The 14,983-nt window shown below is 64.9% G+C and carries 14 protein-coding genes; 4 read left to right on the top strand and 10 right to left on the bottom strand.

Annotated features, from left to right (window positions below; translation table 11 throughout):
- Positions 1–57: 57 nt before the first annotated feature.
- The 7 genes from ACLB6G_RS03035 to ACLB6G_RS03005 all read right to left on the bottom strand — a co-directional run bounded on the left by ACLB6G_RS03035 (position 58) and on the right by ACLB6G_RS03005 (position 9,503).
- Complete coding sequence (locus ACLB6G_RS03035; protein WP_410354628.1) at positions 58–2,811, bottom strand: DNA translocase FtsK; 2,754 nt, start codon at positions 2,809–2,811, stop codon at positions 58–60.
- Positions 2,812–3,030: 219 nt separating this feature from the next.
- Complete coding sequence (locus ACLB6G_RS03030; protein WP_410354627.1) at positions 3,031–4,260, bottom strand: ammonium transporter; 1,230 nt, start codon at positions 4,258–4,260, stop codon at positions 3,031–3,033.
- 212 nt (positions 4,261–4,472) lie between these two features.
- Positions 4,473–5,792 (bottom strand): ammonium transporter, encoded by a 1,320-nt coding sequence (locus ACLB6G_RS03025; protein WP_410355158.1) that lies wholly within the window; start codon positions 5,790–5,792, stop codon positions 4,473–4,475.
- A gap of 284 nt (positions 5,793–6,076) precedes the next feature.
- The gene (locus ACLB6G_RS03020) at positions 6,077–7,399 is read right to left on the bottom strand and encodes an ammonium transporter (protein ID WP_410354626.1); all 1,323 of its coding nucleotides are present in this window, start codon (positions 7,397–7,399) and stop codon (positions 6,077–6,079) included.
- Between the two features lie 18 nt (positions 7,400–7,417).
- Entirely contained in the window at positions 7,418–7,756 is a 339-nt protein-coding gene (locus tag ACLB6G_RS03015) for a P-II family nitrogen regulator (protein WP_410354625.1), read from the bottom strand.
- Between the two features lie 214 nt (positions 7,757–7,970).
- Positions 7,971–8,846, bottom strand: a complete 876-nt coding sequence (gene tesB, locus ACLB6G_RS03010) for an acyl-CoA thioesterase II (RefSeq protein WP_410354624.1) — start codon at positions 8,844–8,846, stop codon at positions 7,971–7,973.
- A gap of 84 nt (positions 8,847–8,930) precedes the next feature.
- Positions 8,931–9,503 carry a glutathione peroxidase gene (locus ACLB6G_RS03005; protein WP_410354623.1) on the bottom strand — a complete coding sequence of 191 codons (573 nt, stop codon included), beginning with the start codon at positions 9,501–9,503 and terminating at the stop codon, positions 8,931–8,933.
- Between the two features lie 64 nt (positions 9,504–9,567).
- On the opposite strand from ACLB6G_RS03005, the gene ACLB6G_RS03000 reads away from it, so the two are divergent.
- The 3 genes from ACLB6G_RS03000 (at position 9,568) to ACLB6G_RS02990 (ending at position 12,721) form a co-directional block, all read left to right on the top strand.
- The gene (locus tag ACLB6G_RS03000) at positions 9,568–10,797 is read left to right on the top strand and encodes a ubiquinone biosynthesis hydroxylase (RefSeq protein ID WP_410354622.1); all 1,230 of its coding nucleotides are present in this window, start codon (positions 9,568–9,570) and stop codon (positions 10,795–10,797) included.
- Positions 10,798–10,819: 22 nt separating this feature from the next.
- Positions 10,820–11,422, top strand: a complete 603-nt coding sequence (locus ACLB6G_RS02995; RefSeq protein WP_410354621.1) for a DUF3726 domain-containing protein — start codon at positions 10,820–10,822, stop codon at positions 11,420–11,422.
- Between the two features lie 240 nt (positions 11,423–11,662).
- On the top strand, positions 11,663–12,721 hold the full coding sequence (locus ACLB6G_RS02990) for a Leu/Phe/Val dehydrogenase (RefSeq protein ID WP_410354620.1): 1,059 nt from the start codon (positions 11,663–11,665) through the stop codon (positions 12,719–12,721).
- A gap of 42 nt (positions 12,722–12,763) precedes the next feature.
- Here the strand turns inward: ACLB6G_RS02990 and ACLB6G_RS02985 are convergent, their stop codons facing one another.
- Positions 12,764–13,207 carry a DUF302 domain-containing protein gene (locus tag ACLB6G_RS02985; RefSeq protein ID WP_410354619.1) on the bottom strand — a complete coding sequence of 148 codons (444 nt, stop codon included), beginning with the start codon at positions 13,205–13,207 and terminating at the stop codon, positions 12,764–12,766.
- Positions 13,208–13,313: 106 nt separating this feature from the next.
- Entirely contained in the window at positions 13,314–13,952 is a 639-nt protein-coding gene (gene msrA, locus ACLB6G_RS02980; RefSeq protein WP_410354618.1) for a peptide-methionine (S)-S-oxide reductase MsrA, read from the bottom strand.
- A 186-nt stretch (positions 13,953–14,138) separates the two neighbouring features.
- On the opposite strand from msrA, the gene ACLB6G_RS02975 reads away from it, so the two are divergent.
- Positions 14,139–14,573 carry an OsmC family protein gene (locus tag ACLB6G_RS02975; protein ID WP_410354617.1) on the top strand — a complete coding sequence of 145 codons (435 nt, stop codon included), beginning with the start codon at positions 14,139–14,141 and terminating at the stop codon, positions 14,571–14,573.
- 2 nt (positions 14,574–14,575) lie between these two features.
- Here ACLB6G_RS02975 and ACLB6G_RS02970 read toward each other — a convergent pair whose 3' ends face one another.
- Positions 14,576–14,920: a carboxymuconolactone decarboxylase family protein gene (locus tag ACLB6G_RS02970; RefSeq protein WP_410354616.1), complete on the bottom strand. Its 345-nt coding sequence runs from the start codon at positions 14,918–14,920 to the stop codon at positions 14,576–14,578.
- Positions 14,921–14,983: the final 63 nt, after the last annotated feature.

Raw genomic sequence — 14,983 nt, 5'->3', positions numbered from 1 at the left:
CCCTCGGAACTCGAAAAAACGCGGGACGCATACCGGCTGTTCCGCCACCACTCTGCCTCAGAATTCCTCTGCATCGGGGCCGCGCGGAACGAGGATCTCGCGCTTGCCGGCGTGATTCGCCGGCCCGACGATGCCTTCATCCTCCATCCGTTCGATGATCGAGGCGGCGCGATTGTAACCGATTCCCAGCCGCCGCTGGATATAGGATGTCGATGCCTTGCCGTCGCGCAGCACCACGGCCACGGCCTGGTCATAGGGGTCGTCGGATCCGGCCATGCCGCCGCCATTTCCTGCCCCGCCACCCGCATCGCCGGTCGCACCGCCCTCTTCGTCATCCTCTTCGGTGATCGAATCGAGATATTCCGGCACGCCCTGCGTCTTGAGGTGCGAAACCACGTGTTCCACCTCCTCGTCGGAGACGAACGGCCCGTGCACGCGCTGGATGCGTCCTCCACCGGCCATGTAGAGCATGTCGCCCATGCCCAGGAGCTGTTCGGCGCCCTGCTCGCCCAGGATGGTGCGGCTGTCGATCTTGGATGTCACCTGGAAGGAAATCCGGGTCGGGAAGTTCGCCTTGATCGTGCCGGTGATCACATCCACCGACGGCCGCTGCGTGGCCATCACGACATGGATGCCCGCCGCGCGCGCCATCTGCGCCAGCCGCTGCACAGCGCCCTCGATTTCCTTGCCGGCCACCATCATCAGGTCGGCCATCTCGTCGATGATGACGACGATGTAGGGCATCGCGGAAAGGTCGAGTTCCTCGGTCTCGTAGATCGCCTCGCCGGTCTCGCGGTCGAAGCCGGTCTGCACCGTGCGCGTGATCTTCTCGCCCTTGCGTTCCGCCTGCGCGACGCGCTGGTTGAAGCCGTCGATATTGCGCACGCCCACCTTGGACATCTTGCGGTAGCGGTCCTCCATTTCCCGCACGGTCCACTTGAGCGCCACCACAGCCTTCTTGGGATCGGTGACGACCGGGGTCAGAAGGTGCGGAATGCCGTCATAGATCGACAGTTCCAGCATCTTCGGGTCGATCATGATCAGCCGGCATTGTTCCGGCGTCATCCGGTAGAGGAGCGACAGGATCATCGTGTTGATCGCCACCGACTTGCCCGAACCCGTCGTGCCGGCGACCAGCAGATGCGGCATCTTGGCGAGATCCGCGATCACCGCCTCGCCGTTGATGGTCTTGCCGAGCGTGAGCGCCAGCTTGGCTTTCGAGCCCTCGAAATCGCGGCTTGCCAGCAATTCGCGCAGATAGACCGTCTCGCGCTTGGCGTTCGGCAGTTCGATGCCGATGGCGTTGCGCCCCGGAACGACGGCCACGCGTGCGGCGATGGCGCTCATCGAGCGCGCGATGTCGTCGGCCAGGCCGATGACACGCGATGACTTGATGCCCGGCGCCGGTTCCAGTTCGTAGAGAGTGACGACCGGGCCCGGACGCACATGGATGATCTCGCCCTTCACGCCGAAATCGTCCAGCACGCCTTCCAGCAGGCGCGCATTCTGTTCCAGCGCCTCGTCCGACAATGTCGGATCGCGCCCGGTAGTCCGGGCTTCCGAAAGGAAATGCAGCGAGGGCAGTTCGAAACTACCGTCGGAAATGAGCGAACCCTGCGCCTCCCGCATGACGCGCGCGCCGGGCTTCGGCGCACCGGCGGGCTGCGCCACGCGGGCGCCGGAAGCCGGATCGATCGGTTCCATCAGCCGGTTGTCCGGTGATACGCCGCGCGGCCGCGCCTGTCCGGGGGTGCCATCCCGACCGGCAGACCCCGCGCCAGCGCGCACGCCGGGCTGGACGACCCGGCCCGGTGCCCCGCGCGAATCGTCCACCGGCGCGATGACGTCATCGTCCCAGGGCGGGTCGAAATCATCGTCGTCGTCATCGAGACCGGGATCGATCGGCGGTGCGGCGCTTGTCATGCGGCGCGGCGTCAGCGTGTCGAAGTCCGGTTCGATCCGCTCCCCGCCAGCAGCAGTCACCGCTCCGCCCGGCAGGGCAAGGACGGCGTCGTCGTCTTCGTCATCCTCGAGATCGGGAAGCACGAGCTTGCGGCGGCCGTTTCCAGCCGTTGCGGCAGTGCGGCGCCGCGTCAGGCGCCTGACATGCGCCTGGGCGGAAAGCCACCAGTGCGTGACGAGGCCGAGCGCCTGGAATCCGTCATCATCCTCGTCGTCCTCGTCGAATTCCTGCCCGGTCGCGCCGCTATCGTGATCCGCGGAAGCGAATTCCGCCGCGCGGCCCTTCATGCCGGAGGCATCCCAGAAGAACCATGCCATGGCTGGCACCAGCAGCGCGCCGGAGAGGAAAGCCATGAAACCCGCCGGATAACCGCCCGAAAGCACGCCGGGAATCTTGAGCAGCAGATCGCCTGCCACGCCGCCCAGCCCCATCGGAAGCGGCCAGGTGGCGGGCGCTTCGAGTAACGCAATGAAGCCGGCGGTGCAGACGGTGAACCCCGCCCAGGCACCCGCGCGGCGCAGCCGGTGGCCAGGCGCGCGCGCCTGCAGCATGAAGATGGCCCAGAGTACCGCCGGCACGAGCGCCGCCACGCTAGCCAGCCCGAAGAACTGCATGGCAAGGTCGGAGAATACCGCGCCGGGATAGCCCATGGCATTGGTGACCAGATTGCCCGTCGCATGGCTCCAGGACGGGTCGGCCACGTTCCAGCTGGCAAGCGATGCCACGGCAAACCCGGAGAAGGCCAGCACGCCGGCGCCGACCAGCCGCTGCAGCTGGCGACGCGCAAAACCTCTCAAGCCCTGGCGCGCCATGCCTGCCGTCATGGTTCCCGAACCGCTTGCACGCATCCGTTCCGATCCTCGTTCCTGCGGGCCGGTCCCTGAGGCCGGCCGTTCCTCTCGCAAGCTCCCGGTTGACGGCGCAAGGCGCACGCAATCCGGGTTTTCGGACCGAACCTAGCGGCCAGATGGTTAAGGCGGCATTAACCATGCGTGAACGGCCGCTGAAAACGGGATGCCCGCCGGAAAAAGGCCGGCGGGCATCGGGCCTGATGCATGGCGACGGGATCAGGCGCCCCGGATTTCCTGCTCCGGATTGGCCCCGATCCGGTGGATCGACAAGTCGGCTCCACGCAGTTCCTCGGTTTCCGACAGGCGCAGGCCCGTGACTGCCTTGAGCACACCGTAGACAATGAAACCGGCTGCCGCCGCATAGGCAACGCCGAGCGCCGAACCGGCAAGCTGGCTCATGAAGGAAACGCCGCCGAGGCCGCCCAGTGCCTCCAGCCCGAAAATGCCCGCCGCAAGGCCGCCCCAGAGCCCGCAAAGCCCGTGCAACGGCCAGACGCCCAGAACGTCATCGATCTTCAGTTTCTCCTGGCAGAAGGTGAACCCCTTTACGAAGATGATCCCGGCCGCCGCGCCAACCGCCAGCGCGCCGGCGGGATGGAAGATGTCGGACCCGGCGCACACCGCGACGAGGCCCGCCAATGCGCCATTGTGAACGAAGCCGGGGTCATTGCGCCCGGCCAGGAGGGCCGCGACAATACCGCCGACCATGGCCATCAGCGAGTTGATGGCCACCAGGCCGGATGCCGATCCGACCGACTGCGCACTCATCACGTTGAATCCGAACCAGCCCGTGCACAGCAGCCAGGAGCCGAGCGCCAGCCACGGGATGGACGATGGCGGGATGCCGACCGAACGCCCGGAACGGGTGTAGCGGCCAAGGCGCGCGCCCAGCAGGACCACCGCACCGAGCGCGATCCATCCGCCGACGGCGTGGACGACGATGGATCCGGCGAAATCGTGGAAGGGATGGCCGAAGGCGGATTCAATCGCGGCCTGGATGCCGAAATTGCCATTCCACACGATGCCCTCGTAGAGCGGATAGACGAGCCCGACCAGCGCCGCGGTTGCGAAGCATTGCGGCAGGAACCGCATCCGCTCCGCGATGCCGCCGGAAATGATGGCGGGAATGGCGGCGGCAAAGGTCGTCAGGAAGAAGAATTTCACCAGGGTGAAGCCCTGCGGCAGGAAGATCTCGCCCCCCTGGCTGCCCGAAAGGACCGCAGCATTGACGAAGAATGTCAGGCCATAGGCGACAGTGAAGCCGACGAAGAAATAGGCGATGGTGGAAATGGCGAAGTCCACGAGGATCTTCACCAGGGCGTTCACCTGGTTCTTGTGGCGCACCGTTCCTACTTCGAGGAAGGCGAAGCCCCCATGCATGGCGAACACGAGGATGGCGCCGATGAGGACGAAGAACACGTCTCCGCCGATCTGGTCGTTTTGCATCTTTTTGTCCCGTCCGTTCCGTTTTCCGGATTGATGGGACCGCACTAATCAAGATGCATGCCACAAAGGCACATGCCCGAATCGATCGCAGGAGATCCGTTGGCGGCGGGACACCAGGGGAAAAGTGCCCATTTCCCGGGCAGCGCAAAAAGCAAATGCTCAGGAAATGGGCTTCTCGCCTGCGCCGGGGGCATTTGCCGCAGGCGGAACGCTCAGGCGTGATAGGCCGCCTCGCCATGCGAGGTGAGGTCGAGGCCCTGGCGTTCCTTGTCCGCCTCCACCCTCAGGCCGACCACCATGTCGACTATCTTGTAGAGGATGAAGGAGATGACACCGCACCACACGATGGTGATGGCCACCGCCTGGATCTGGATCAGCGTCTGGCCGGCGATGGAATAGTCGTCGCCGCCCGTGCCGCCGAGTCCGGGAGCGGTGAAGATGCCCGTGCCGACCGCGCCGATGATGCCGCCAATGCCGTGCACGCCGAACACGTCGAGGCTGTCGTCATAGCCGAACCTGTTCTTGACCACCGCGACGAAGAAATAGCAGCCCGCCGACGCGATGGCGCCGAGCACGATCGCGCCGACCGGACCGACGCTGCCCGCCGCCGGCGTGACCGCGACAAGGCCGGCAACCAGGCCGGACGCCGCGCCCAGCATGGACGCCTTGCCGCGCAGCACGGCTTCCAGCCCCGCCCATGCCAGGATGGCGCCTGCCGTGGCGGTGAATGTGTTGATCATGGCCAGTGCGGCACCGCCATTGGCTTCGAGGTTGGAACCGGCATTGAAGCCGAACCAGCCGACCCACAGGATCGAGGCGCCGACCATGGTCAGGGTCATGGAATGGGGCGCCATCATGTCCTTGCCAAGCCCGATGCGCTTGCCGACGAGGATCGAACCGATCAGCGCGGCGATGCCGGCATTGATATGCACGACCGTGCCTCCGGCGAAATCGAGAGCGCCCATGTTGAAGATCAGGCCGGATGCATCCCAGACCATGTGGGCGACGGGGAAATAGACGAAGGTGACCCAGAGCAGCGTGAAAAGCAGGACCGCCGAGAACTTGATGCGCTCGGCGAAGGCGCCGACGATCAGTGCCGGCGTGATGGCGGCGAAGGTCATCTGGAAGGCGATGAAGACATATTCGGGAATGACGACACCGTCGGTGAAGGTGGGCGCGGTCGATTCGGGGGTGACGCCGGCCAGGAAAAGCTTGCCGAAGCCGCCCCAGAACGGGCTGGTGCCGCCGCCGAAGGCGAAGGAATAGCCGTAGACCACCCAGACAACCATCACCAGCGCGGTGATCAGCGTGCACTGCATGAGAACCGAAAGCATGTTCTTGGCCCGCACCAGGCCGCCGTAGAACAGCGCAAGGCCCGGCAGGATCATGAACAGGACGAGCAGGGTGGAGACCATCATCCACGCCGTGTCGCCCTTGTCCATGACCGGCTGGGCCGCGTCCTGGGCCGCCGCGGGCAGCAGGCCGGCTGCAAGCAGAAGGGCGGCGAAAGGCGCCGCCCGCAGAAATCGCATAGCCATCATGTGAACTCCGAGAAGAGATGTCGCAACCGGCGAACCGGATCGATGTCCACCTCTCAAGGATCGTGCCAGTTTTTGAATCACGACCAAAGCTCTGATTTGACTTGATAATTTGAACGAGGCAGAGCGTGTCCGGAATATGCGCCAGCACGTGATGCCTAGGATTTGGGCAGATTTGGCAATACTGACTTCTATATGGGCAAAAAAGAACCCGGCCGAAGCCGGGTTGAAGGTGGCGGCGTCACCTGAGCAACGCCGCGACGGGATGGAGACGACCGTCAGAAGCGCGTGCCCGCGGCCGTGAATTCCGGATAGGCCTCGACGCCCACTTCCGCCTTGTCCAGGCCGATGGCCTCTTCCTCGGCCGAAACCCGGATGCCGATGATGGCCTTGAGGATCAGCCAGATGACGGCGCTGACGACGACTGTGAAGACGCCATAGGCCAGGATGCCGACGATCTGCACGCCGAAGGAGGCATCGGCATTCGACAGCGGCACGATGAACGTGCCCCAGATGCCGGCCAGCAGGTGGACCGGAATGGCGCCGACCACGTCGTCGATCTTCAGCTTGTCAATGGCCGGCACCGCGAAGACCACGATGATGCCGCCGACGGCGCCGATGACGATGGACAGGAAGGGCGAGGGGTTGAGCGGTTCGGCGGTGATCGACACCAGGCCTGCCAGGGCGCCGTTGAGCACCATGGTCACGTCCACCTTGCCGTAGATCAGCGGCATCAGGATCATGACGGCGACCACGCCGCCCGCTGCCGCGAGGTTGGTGTTGGCGAAGATGCGCGACACGTCGGAAACGTCACCGATCGTGCCCATGGCGAGCTGCGAGGCACCGTTGAAGCCGAACCAGCCGAGCCACAGGATGAAGGTTCCGAGCGTGGCCAGCGGGATCGAGGAACCCGGCATCGGCTGGACCTTGCCGTCGACATACTTGCCCTTGCGCGCGCCGAGGATCAGGGCGCCGGTCAGCGCGCACCAGCCGCCGACCGAGTGGACCAGCGTCGAACCCGCGAAGTCCTGGAAGCCCATGGCGTCGAGCCAGCCCGCACCCCACTTCCACGACCCGGCGATCGGATAGATGAAGCCGGTCAGGATGACGGTGAAGAGCATGAAGGGCAGCAGCTTGATGCGCTCGGCCAGCGTGCCCGAGACGATCGACGCCGCGGTGGCCACGAACACCATCTGGAAGAACCAGTCCGACGCCGTCGAATAGCCGGTGTCGAGCGCATTGCCGCCGACCGGATCGAAGGAGTAGGGACCGAAGGAGCCGAAATAGCCGCCGTCGACGCCCGTGTACATCAGGTTGTAGCCGACGATCCAGTACATGATGCCGGCCACCGAATAGAGGCCGATATTCTTCAGGCATTGCATGGAAACGTTCTTGGAACGCACCAGCCCGGCCTCGAGCATGGCGAAGCCGGCCGCCATCCACATGACCAGGAAACCGCCGACCAGGAACAGCAGCGTGTTGAAGATGTAGGCTGTTTCCGGACTGACGGCCGGCGCGGCATCCTGGGCCAGGGCCACGCCCGCCATGCCGGCAAGCATCACGCCCGACAGGGCCGCGGTGGAAAGGGTCTTAAAGGTCATCAAAACTACTCCTGTCCCTTACAATGCTTCCGCGTCGGACTCGCCCGTGCGGATCCGCACGGCCTGTTCGATCGCGTAGACGAAGATCTTGCCGTCGCCGATCTGGCCGGTCTTGGCCGCGCCCGAGATCGCCTCGATGGCCTTGTCGACCATGTCGGTGGCAACGGCGACCTCGATCTTGAGCTTGGGCAGGAAGCTGACGGCGTATTCCGCGCCGCGGTAGATTTCCGTATGCCCTTTCTGACGTCCGTAGCCTTTGACTTCGGTGACGGTCAGGCCCTGGATCCCGACCGAGGTCAGCGCTTCGCGCACCTCGTCGAGCTTGAACGGCTTGATGATTGCCATCACGATTTTCATAAGGTTTCACCCTCGCTTGAATGCGGTCGCCCGCGTTTCGAAAACCGCGGCATGGGATGCCTGCGATTACAGGCTCCGATTCAAGCGCCGTGCCAGTTTGACTCAGTCCGGCACAAGGGATTGATATCAATGAATAAAAAAAGGCATCATGCAATGCAATGCGAGCTTTCGCATATGCAATATGATTAATTTATGTGCATTTACAGGAAAATGCCTATTTTTTGGACTTTGTTCTTTGGCGGATCAGCCCTTCCTGCGCCATGGAGGCTATCAGCGTGCCGTCGCGCCCATACAGGAACCCCCGCGTAAAGCCGCGCGAACCCTGTGCGGAGGGGCTGTCCTGTGTGTAGAGCATCCAGTCGTCGAACCGGGCCGGGCGGTGGAACCACATTGAATGGTCGAGGCTCGCCACCTGCAGGTCGCGGTCGAAAACCGCCCGCCCGTGCACGAAGAGCGAGGTGTCGAGCAGCGTCATGTCCGACAGATAGGCCAGCACGGCGGCCTGCAGTGCCGGTTCGTCCGGAACCGGGCCGGTGGTGCGAATCCATGTATTCTGCCGCGGCGGCAGCTTTTCGCGGCTGGTATAGTGCGCCACCTCAACCGGTTTCATCTCGATCGGTCTCGGCCGCTCGAAATAGTTCCGGATGCTTTCCGGCAACTGGTCGATGAAGCGTTCGATGAGCTGCTTTTCCGACAGCAGGTTCTCGGGCGCGGGGACGTCCAGCGGAATGTCGAACTGGTGTTCGAGCCCGTCCTCCGCGCGCTGGAACGAGGCAATGAGCGTGAAGATGGCATGGCCGTGCTGGATGGCGTTGACACGGCGCGTCAGGAATGAGGAGCCGTCGCGGATGCGGTCAACCTGGTAGATGATGGGAACCGACGGATCGCCGGGCAGCATGAAATAGCAATGCAGGGAATGGACGTGGAAGCGGTCCGTCACCGTTCGCTGCGCGGCGACCAGCGACTGGCCGATCACCTGGCCGCCGAAAACGCGCTGCCAGCCGACCTGCGGACTGCGGCCGCGAAACAGGTTGTGTTCCAGGTATTCGAGATCGAGGATCTCGAACAGCATGTCCATGGCGCTGACCATCGGTACTCCGTCACGACGAATTCGACATGACGGTTCGACCAGCAAGCGCACGACGCGTCAAGCCCGTTGACGCGTGCGGAAGTTTCAGGAACGTGGCGGGGTGCGCGCCAGTTCAGCCTCGATGGCCAGGGTGATGCGCGGGTCGCCGGGCCGGACACGGCTCGCAAAGCCGGCGGACGGTATGCCGTCGCGGCCGATCAGCACCTTGTGGAAGTTCCAGCCGGGCACGCCATTGCGGCCCAGCGCCCTCTCGAAAGCCTTGTAGAGCGGATGGGCGTTGGCGCCGCGCACCACCGTCTTGCCCGCCATGGGAAAGGTGACATCATAGGTCTGCGTGCAGAATTCCTTGATGTCGCTGGCACTGCCCGGTTCCTGCCGGCCGAAATCGTTCGACGGCACGCCGATCACGACAAGCCCGCGCGCCGCATAGCGCCGCCAGAGCGCCTCCAGCCCCTCATACTGCGGCGTGAAGGCGCATTTCGACGCGGTATTGACGACAAGCAGCACCTTGCCGGAAAACCGTGACAAGGCCAGCGCATTGCCGTCGAGCCCGTCGAGGGTGAAACCGGTTACCACCGGTCCGGTCTGCGCCGACGCGCCGGCAGGGGCAAGGAGCGCGGCGGCGGCAAGCGAAATGAATGCGCGGCGGTGCATCATGGCATTTTCTCCTTCGATGCCTTATCTACGGAAACGGAACCAGGACGGATGACAGGCTTGAGCGATGGCCGGGACTGAAAACGAATTCGACATTCTCATCGCGGGTGCGGGCTATGTGGGCGTGGCCGCGGCCGTGTCCATCGCCGGATCGGCACCGGACCTGAGGATCGGGGTCGTCGACGCTGCACCGGAAGGCGTCTGGAAAAAGGATACCCGTTGCTCGGCCATCGCCGCCGCCGCCGTTCGCATGCTGGACCGCCTCGGCGTCTGGCAGGCGATGATCGGCGAGGCACAGCCGATCAACGAAATGGTGGTGACCGATTCGCGCACGGCCGATCCGGTTCGCCCGGTCTTCCTGACATTCGACGGCGATGTCGCGCCCGGCGAACCCTTCGCCTGGATGGTGCCCAACCGGGTGATGAACGGCGCCTTGCGTGACAAGGCCGCGGAACTGGGCGTCACCATCCTGCAATCCACCCCGGTCGAGGGCTTCGACACGCTGCCCGGCCATGTCGAAATCCGCGCTGCGGACGGCCGGATCTTCAGCGCCCGCCTGCTGGCCGCCGCCGACGGCGTCCGCTCGCGCCTGCGCGAACAGGCGGGCATCCGCACCGTCTCCTGGGATTACGGCCAATCCGGAATCGTCTGCACCGTGGCGCATGAGCGCCCGCATGAAGGCCGTGCCGAGGAGCATTTCCTGCCCGCCGGACCCTTCGCCACGCTGCCGCTCAAGGGCAACCGCTCCTCCATCGTCTGGACCGAGCGCACCGCCGATGCGGAGCGTCTCGTCAACGAGGATTCCTTCGTCTTCGAGGTCGAGCTGGAAACCCGCTTCGGTCACAAACTCGGCCATATCCGCCTGGAGGACACGCCCCGCGCCTGGCCGCTCGGCCTGACCCTGGCGCGCGACTTCGTCGCTCCGCGTTTCGCCTTGGCTGGCGATGCCGCCCACGGCATTCATCCCATTGCCGGGCAGGGTCTCAATCTCGGTTATCGCGATGTCGCCGCGCTGGCGGAAGTCGTTGTCGAGGCCTCGCGGCTCGGTCAGGACATCGGCGCCCTCGATGTCCTTGAACGCTACCAGCAATGGCGCCGTTTCGAGACCGTCCAGATGGGAATCACCACCGACGTGCTGAACCGCATGTTTTCCAACGACTTCGGCCCGCTGCGCGCGATCCGCGACTTCGGCCTCGGCATGGTCGACCGCATGCCCGCGCTGAAAACACATTTCATCCGCCAGGCCGCCGGCCTCACCGGAGCCACGCCGCGCCTGCTGAAGGGCGAGGCGCTCTGACATCACCGCGAAAGGACCGGACATGGATCGCGAACTCGATTTCGACGAGGTGGCGAAGCTCGCCGCCAGTTCCGCGGAGGCGCTGGCCGGATACCCGGCCGACCTTGCCGGGATGATCGGCGAAATGGTGCTCTGGCTGGAGCGGCACCGCCTTCCCGGCCTCGCCCTTCTGGCCGGCTGGCTGGAAAACGCGCCCGTCTTCAATGCCGACGCCGCAGGGCCGAAGATCGACGCCGACGGCATGGTCGGCTTTCCCGATCCCTTCATCGGCGGCATGTTCATCGTCGACCGGTTCGATGAATGGACCCTGCCCGGCCTGATGGAAGGGCCCGAACATGGCGCGGCCCTGATGACGCCCTTTCTTGCCATGGGGGCGCACAAGCGCTCGATGCCGCTGGAAATCGTCTTCTTTGGCGACGAATCGACACAAGGCGAGGCGGGCCGCCTCACCTACCGGGACGGCAAGTCGGTTTTCGAGGGCAAGACCGCCCTTCTGGCCGGCGCACGCCGCATCGGCATGTCGAAGCCGGATTTCCTTGCCCGCCAGCCGCAGGCCCCGCTCGAAGCGGTCGTCACGGTCGACGAGGCCATCCTCGCACGCCTCACGCCGCGCCGCTCAAGCTGACCGTTTCCGCTGCAACGCAACAGGAAATGCTGCGTCGCCGAGATCACCGGCGCGATGAAACGATCATGCCCGGAACACGCTGCCGGCATTCGCTTCGCTGCGCGGAAACCCCTGAAATGGCAACCAAAATACGCGCATAGGCGTTATCCTTGAGGCAATGAAATCCTTGAGGGAGGAAAGGCAATGCTGCATGTGGAACAACCCGCCCGCAGGGCCCCGGCCGGCGCCGGAACCCTGCAATTGACAGATATCACCGCCGATGCCGCCCGGCTGCCGGGCTTCGACGGCCATGAACAGGTCTGGCTCGGCCGTGACCGCGACCGCGGTCTCACCGCCATCGTTGCGATTCACGACACGACGCTCGGGCCGGCTCTGGGAGGAACACGCGTCTGGGCCCATGAATCGCTCGATGCCGCGATCACCGATGCCTTGCGCCTGTCGCGCGGCATGACCTGCAAGTCGGCAATCGCCAATGTGCCCTTCGGCGGCGGCAAGGCCGTCATCAAGGCCGATGCGCGCACGCAGAAGACGCCGCAATTGCTGGACGCATATGCCGGGATGCTCGCCGCCTTGCAGGACCGCTTCTTTACCGGCGAGGATGTCGGCCTGACCGTGGCGGATGCCGACTACCTGCGCGAACGCACGCCCAACGTGACCGGCACCACCACCGGCGGTTCCGGCAATCCGTCACCCGTGACGGCACTTGGCGTCTTTCTCGGTCTCAAGGCCGCGGTGCGCCACCGCTACGGCTCGGATGTGACGGGCGAACTGCGCGTCGCGGTCCAGGGCCTCGGCTCCGTGGGCTGGTCGCTCTGCGAAATGCTGCACCAAACCGGTGCCCGGCTGGTCGTTACCGACATTGACGAAGCGCGTTGCCGTGAGGCGGCGAAGGCGTTTGGCGCCACCGTGACGCCTGCCGGCGCCATCCTGGAAGCCGACGCCGACGTTTTCGCGCCGTGTGCGCTGGGTGGCGTGCTCACGCCCGCGACCATTGACAGCCTGAAGGCCGGCATCGTGGCGGGTTCGGCCAACAACCAGCTCGCCGACGAGGCCGATGCCGCGCGGCTGAAGGCGCGGGGCATCCTCTATGCGCCGGATTACGTCATCAATGCGGGCGGCCTCATCAATGTTGCCGCCGAACTGGCGCCCGGCGGTTATGATCGCGCGGATGCCCTGACCCGCGTGGACCATATTCCGGATGTTCTGACGCGGATTTTCCGCCGCAGCGACGAGACCGGCGAACCCACAAACACGATCGCCGAACGAATGGCGGCGGAGCGTCTTTCCGCCGCCCGGTGAGCCCCTTGCCGCCAGACCCGCACCACGCATGCCGCCGGATTCCTATCTGGCGGCAGCATCGGTGAGTTTGCCCACCGCCCCGGCCATGGCCTCCAGCGCCGGACCCGCGTCATCGAGTGCGTAGCGGTCTGCAAGTTCGTCCGCGGAGAGGTAGCCGATCCTTGTCTGACCGCCGTCGTCCCAGATGAGAACCCGTATCGGCAGGTCGAGACCCGCCTTGGGGTCGGCAGCCATGACCGGTGTCCCGATCCACGGATTGCCGAACATGACCAGCGTGGCCGGAGGGATCGGCTGGCCGGTCTCTTCCGCGCCCTTGGCGTGATCGACGCGGGCAAACACCTTTGCGCCCGCCTTCTCCACGGCCGAGACAAGCCTGTCGGCGGTCGTCGCCACGTCGGATGAGCTGTCCTTGACGATCCAACCGTCAGCGGCCTGTGCCGCGGTTGCGGCCAGCATGGAAATGGCCGCGATCAGTACAATGCGCATGTCTGTTCTCCTTGGATCCTTGCCCCATCCGGGGATGAGGCCATGCCCCGCACAGGCATGGCCGGTTGGAATGAGATTGAAGGGCGCTGGCCCGCCGCGAGGCGGATCATTTCATGCGCACGCCGCGATAGGCCTCGTCGCCCCAGAGAGCGCGCACCGAATCGGTGCGCCGGCTGCCATCGCGATAGCGCTTGTAGGCGCTGGCCCGCGTGACGTAGCCGAACCGGCTCAAGGTGCGTTCCTCGCTCTTGTAGTAATCCTGGTGATACTCTTCCGCGGGCCAGAAGCGGACCGGACCCTCGACAGGCGTCACGATCTTCCTGCCAAGGCTTTTTTCCGCCTCCGCCACGGCCTCGCGCGCGGCTTTCGCCTGCGCCTCGTTCAGCGCATGGATGGCGGTGGTGTATGAATGACCCCGGTCATAGAACTGCCCGCCGGCATCGGTGACGTCGATCGTGCGCAGGAAGGTCGCCACCAGTTCCTTGTAGGAAATGACATCCGGATCGAATTCGATGCGGACCACTTCGCGGTGCCCGCCGCGCTCGTGGTTTTCATAGGTCGGATTCTTCGTCTTGCCACCGGCATAGCCCGAAACGGTTTCGGTGACGCCGGGCACCTTGTCCATGTCGGCTTCGACGCACCAGAAGCAACCGCCGGCAAAAAGCGCAGTTTCGGCACGCGCCATGCCGGTCATCATGACAAGCGCCGCACCGGCGGCGCAGACCAGGGTCTTGAAGCGGGTCATGAGCTTGTCCTCCATGTTCGGGCGGAAACTGGAACAGGCCCCGGACGCATTCAAGTCACAGCTTGACAAATCGGCGTGAACGGCCGCGCCGGGCGGCGAACCGTTCGTCTGCAACCTTTCGCCGCTACGGTCGTTGACAGGTGTGCGCCCGCGCAGGGGCGCGCGGCATCAAACGGGGAGAAGACCATGAATCGCCATGCCACTGCAGTCTGGAAAGGCGCACTTGCCGACGGAAAAGGCACGATCGACACCCAGTCCGGCGCCTTTTCCTCGGTGCCCTACTCGTTCCGCACCCGCTTCGAGGATGAGGAGGGACACAGCGGAACCAATCCGGAAGAACTCATCGCCGCCGCCCACTCGGCCTGTTTCGCCATGCAGCTTTCCCATCTCCTGGCGGAGAACGGGACACCGCCGGAGCGGCTGGAAGCCAAGGCGGTCGTCAGTCTCGCACGCGAGGATGGCGGCTTTTCCATCCGCTCAAGCGCGCTCGAACTGCAAGCCAGCGTGTCCGGCATTGCGCAGGCGGACTTCCAGGAACTCGCTGAAAAGGCAAAGAGCGGCTGCCCGGTTTCCCGCGCGCTCGGCGCCATCACCGTGACGCTGGACGCCAGGCTCGTCTGAAGTCAGTCGCCCAGCGAATCGAAGACGGAAAGGGCTTCGGCGCCATAGATCATCGAGGGTCCGCCGCCCATGTAGACCGCGACGGCGATGGTTTCGACGATTTCCTCGCGGGTGGCGCCGTATTTCTTTGCCGCCTTGGCATGGAAGGCCAGGCAACCGTCGCATCGTGCGGTGATTCCGATGCCGAGCGCGATCAGTTCCTTGGTCTTGGAGTCGAGCGCTCCCGGCGTGATCGCCGCCTTGGCAAGATCACCGAAACCCTTGGCCGCATCCGGCATTTCCTTGCGCAGCGCCGCCATGCGCGCATTGGTCTGGTCGATGAAAGCGCCCCAATCGGTTGTGGCCATGGATGGTGATCCCCTGAGGAAGAGTTGCTGTTGCCGCGGGTCTTGCCATGACACGCAAGCCGC

The sequence above is a fragment of the Zhengella sedimenti genome (genome assembly GCF_046506625.1).
GTDB lineage: Bacteria > Pseudomonadota > Alphaproteobacteria > Rhizobiales > Rhizobiaceae > Zhengella > Zhengella sedimenti.
This window is presented reverse-complemented; position numbering and strand designations above follow the sequence as displayed.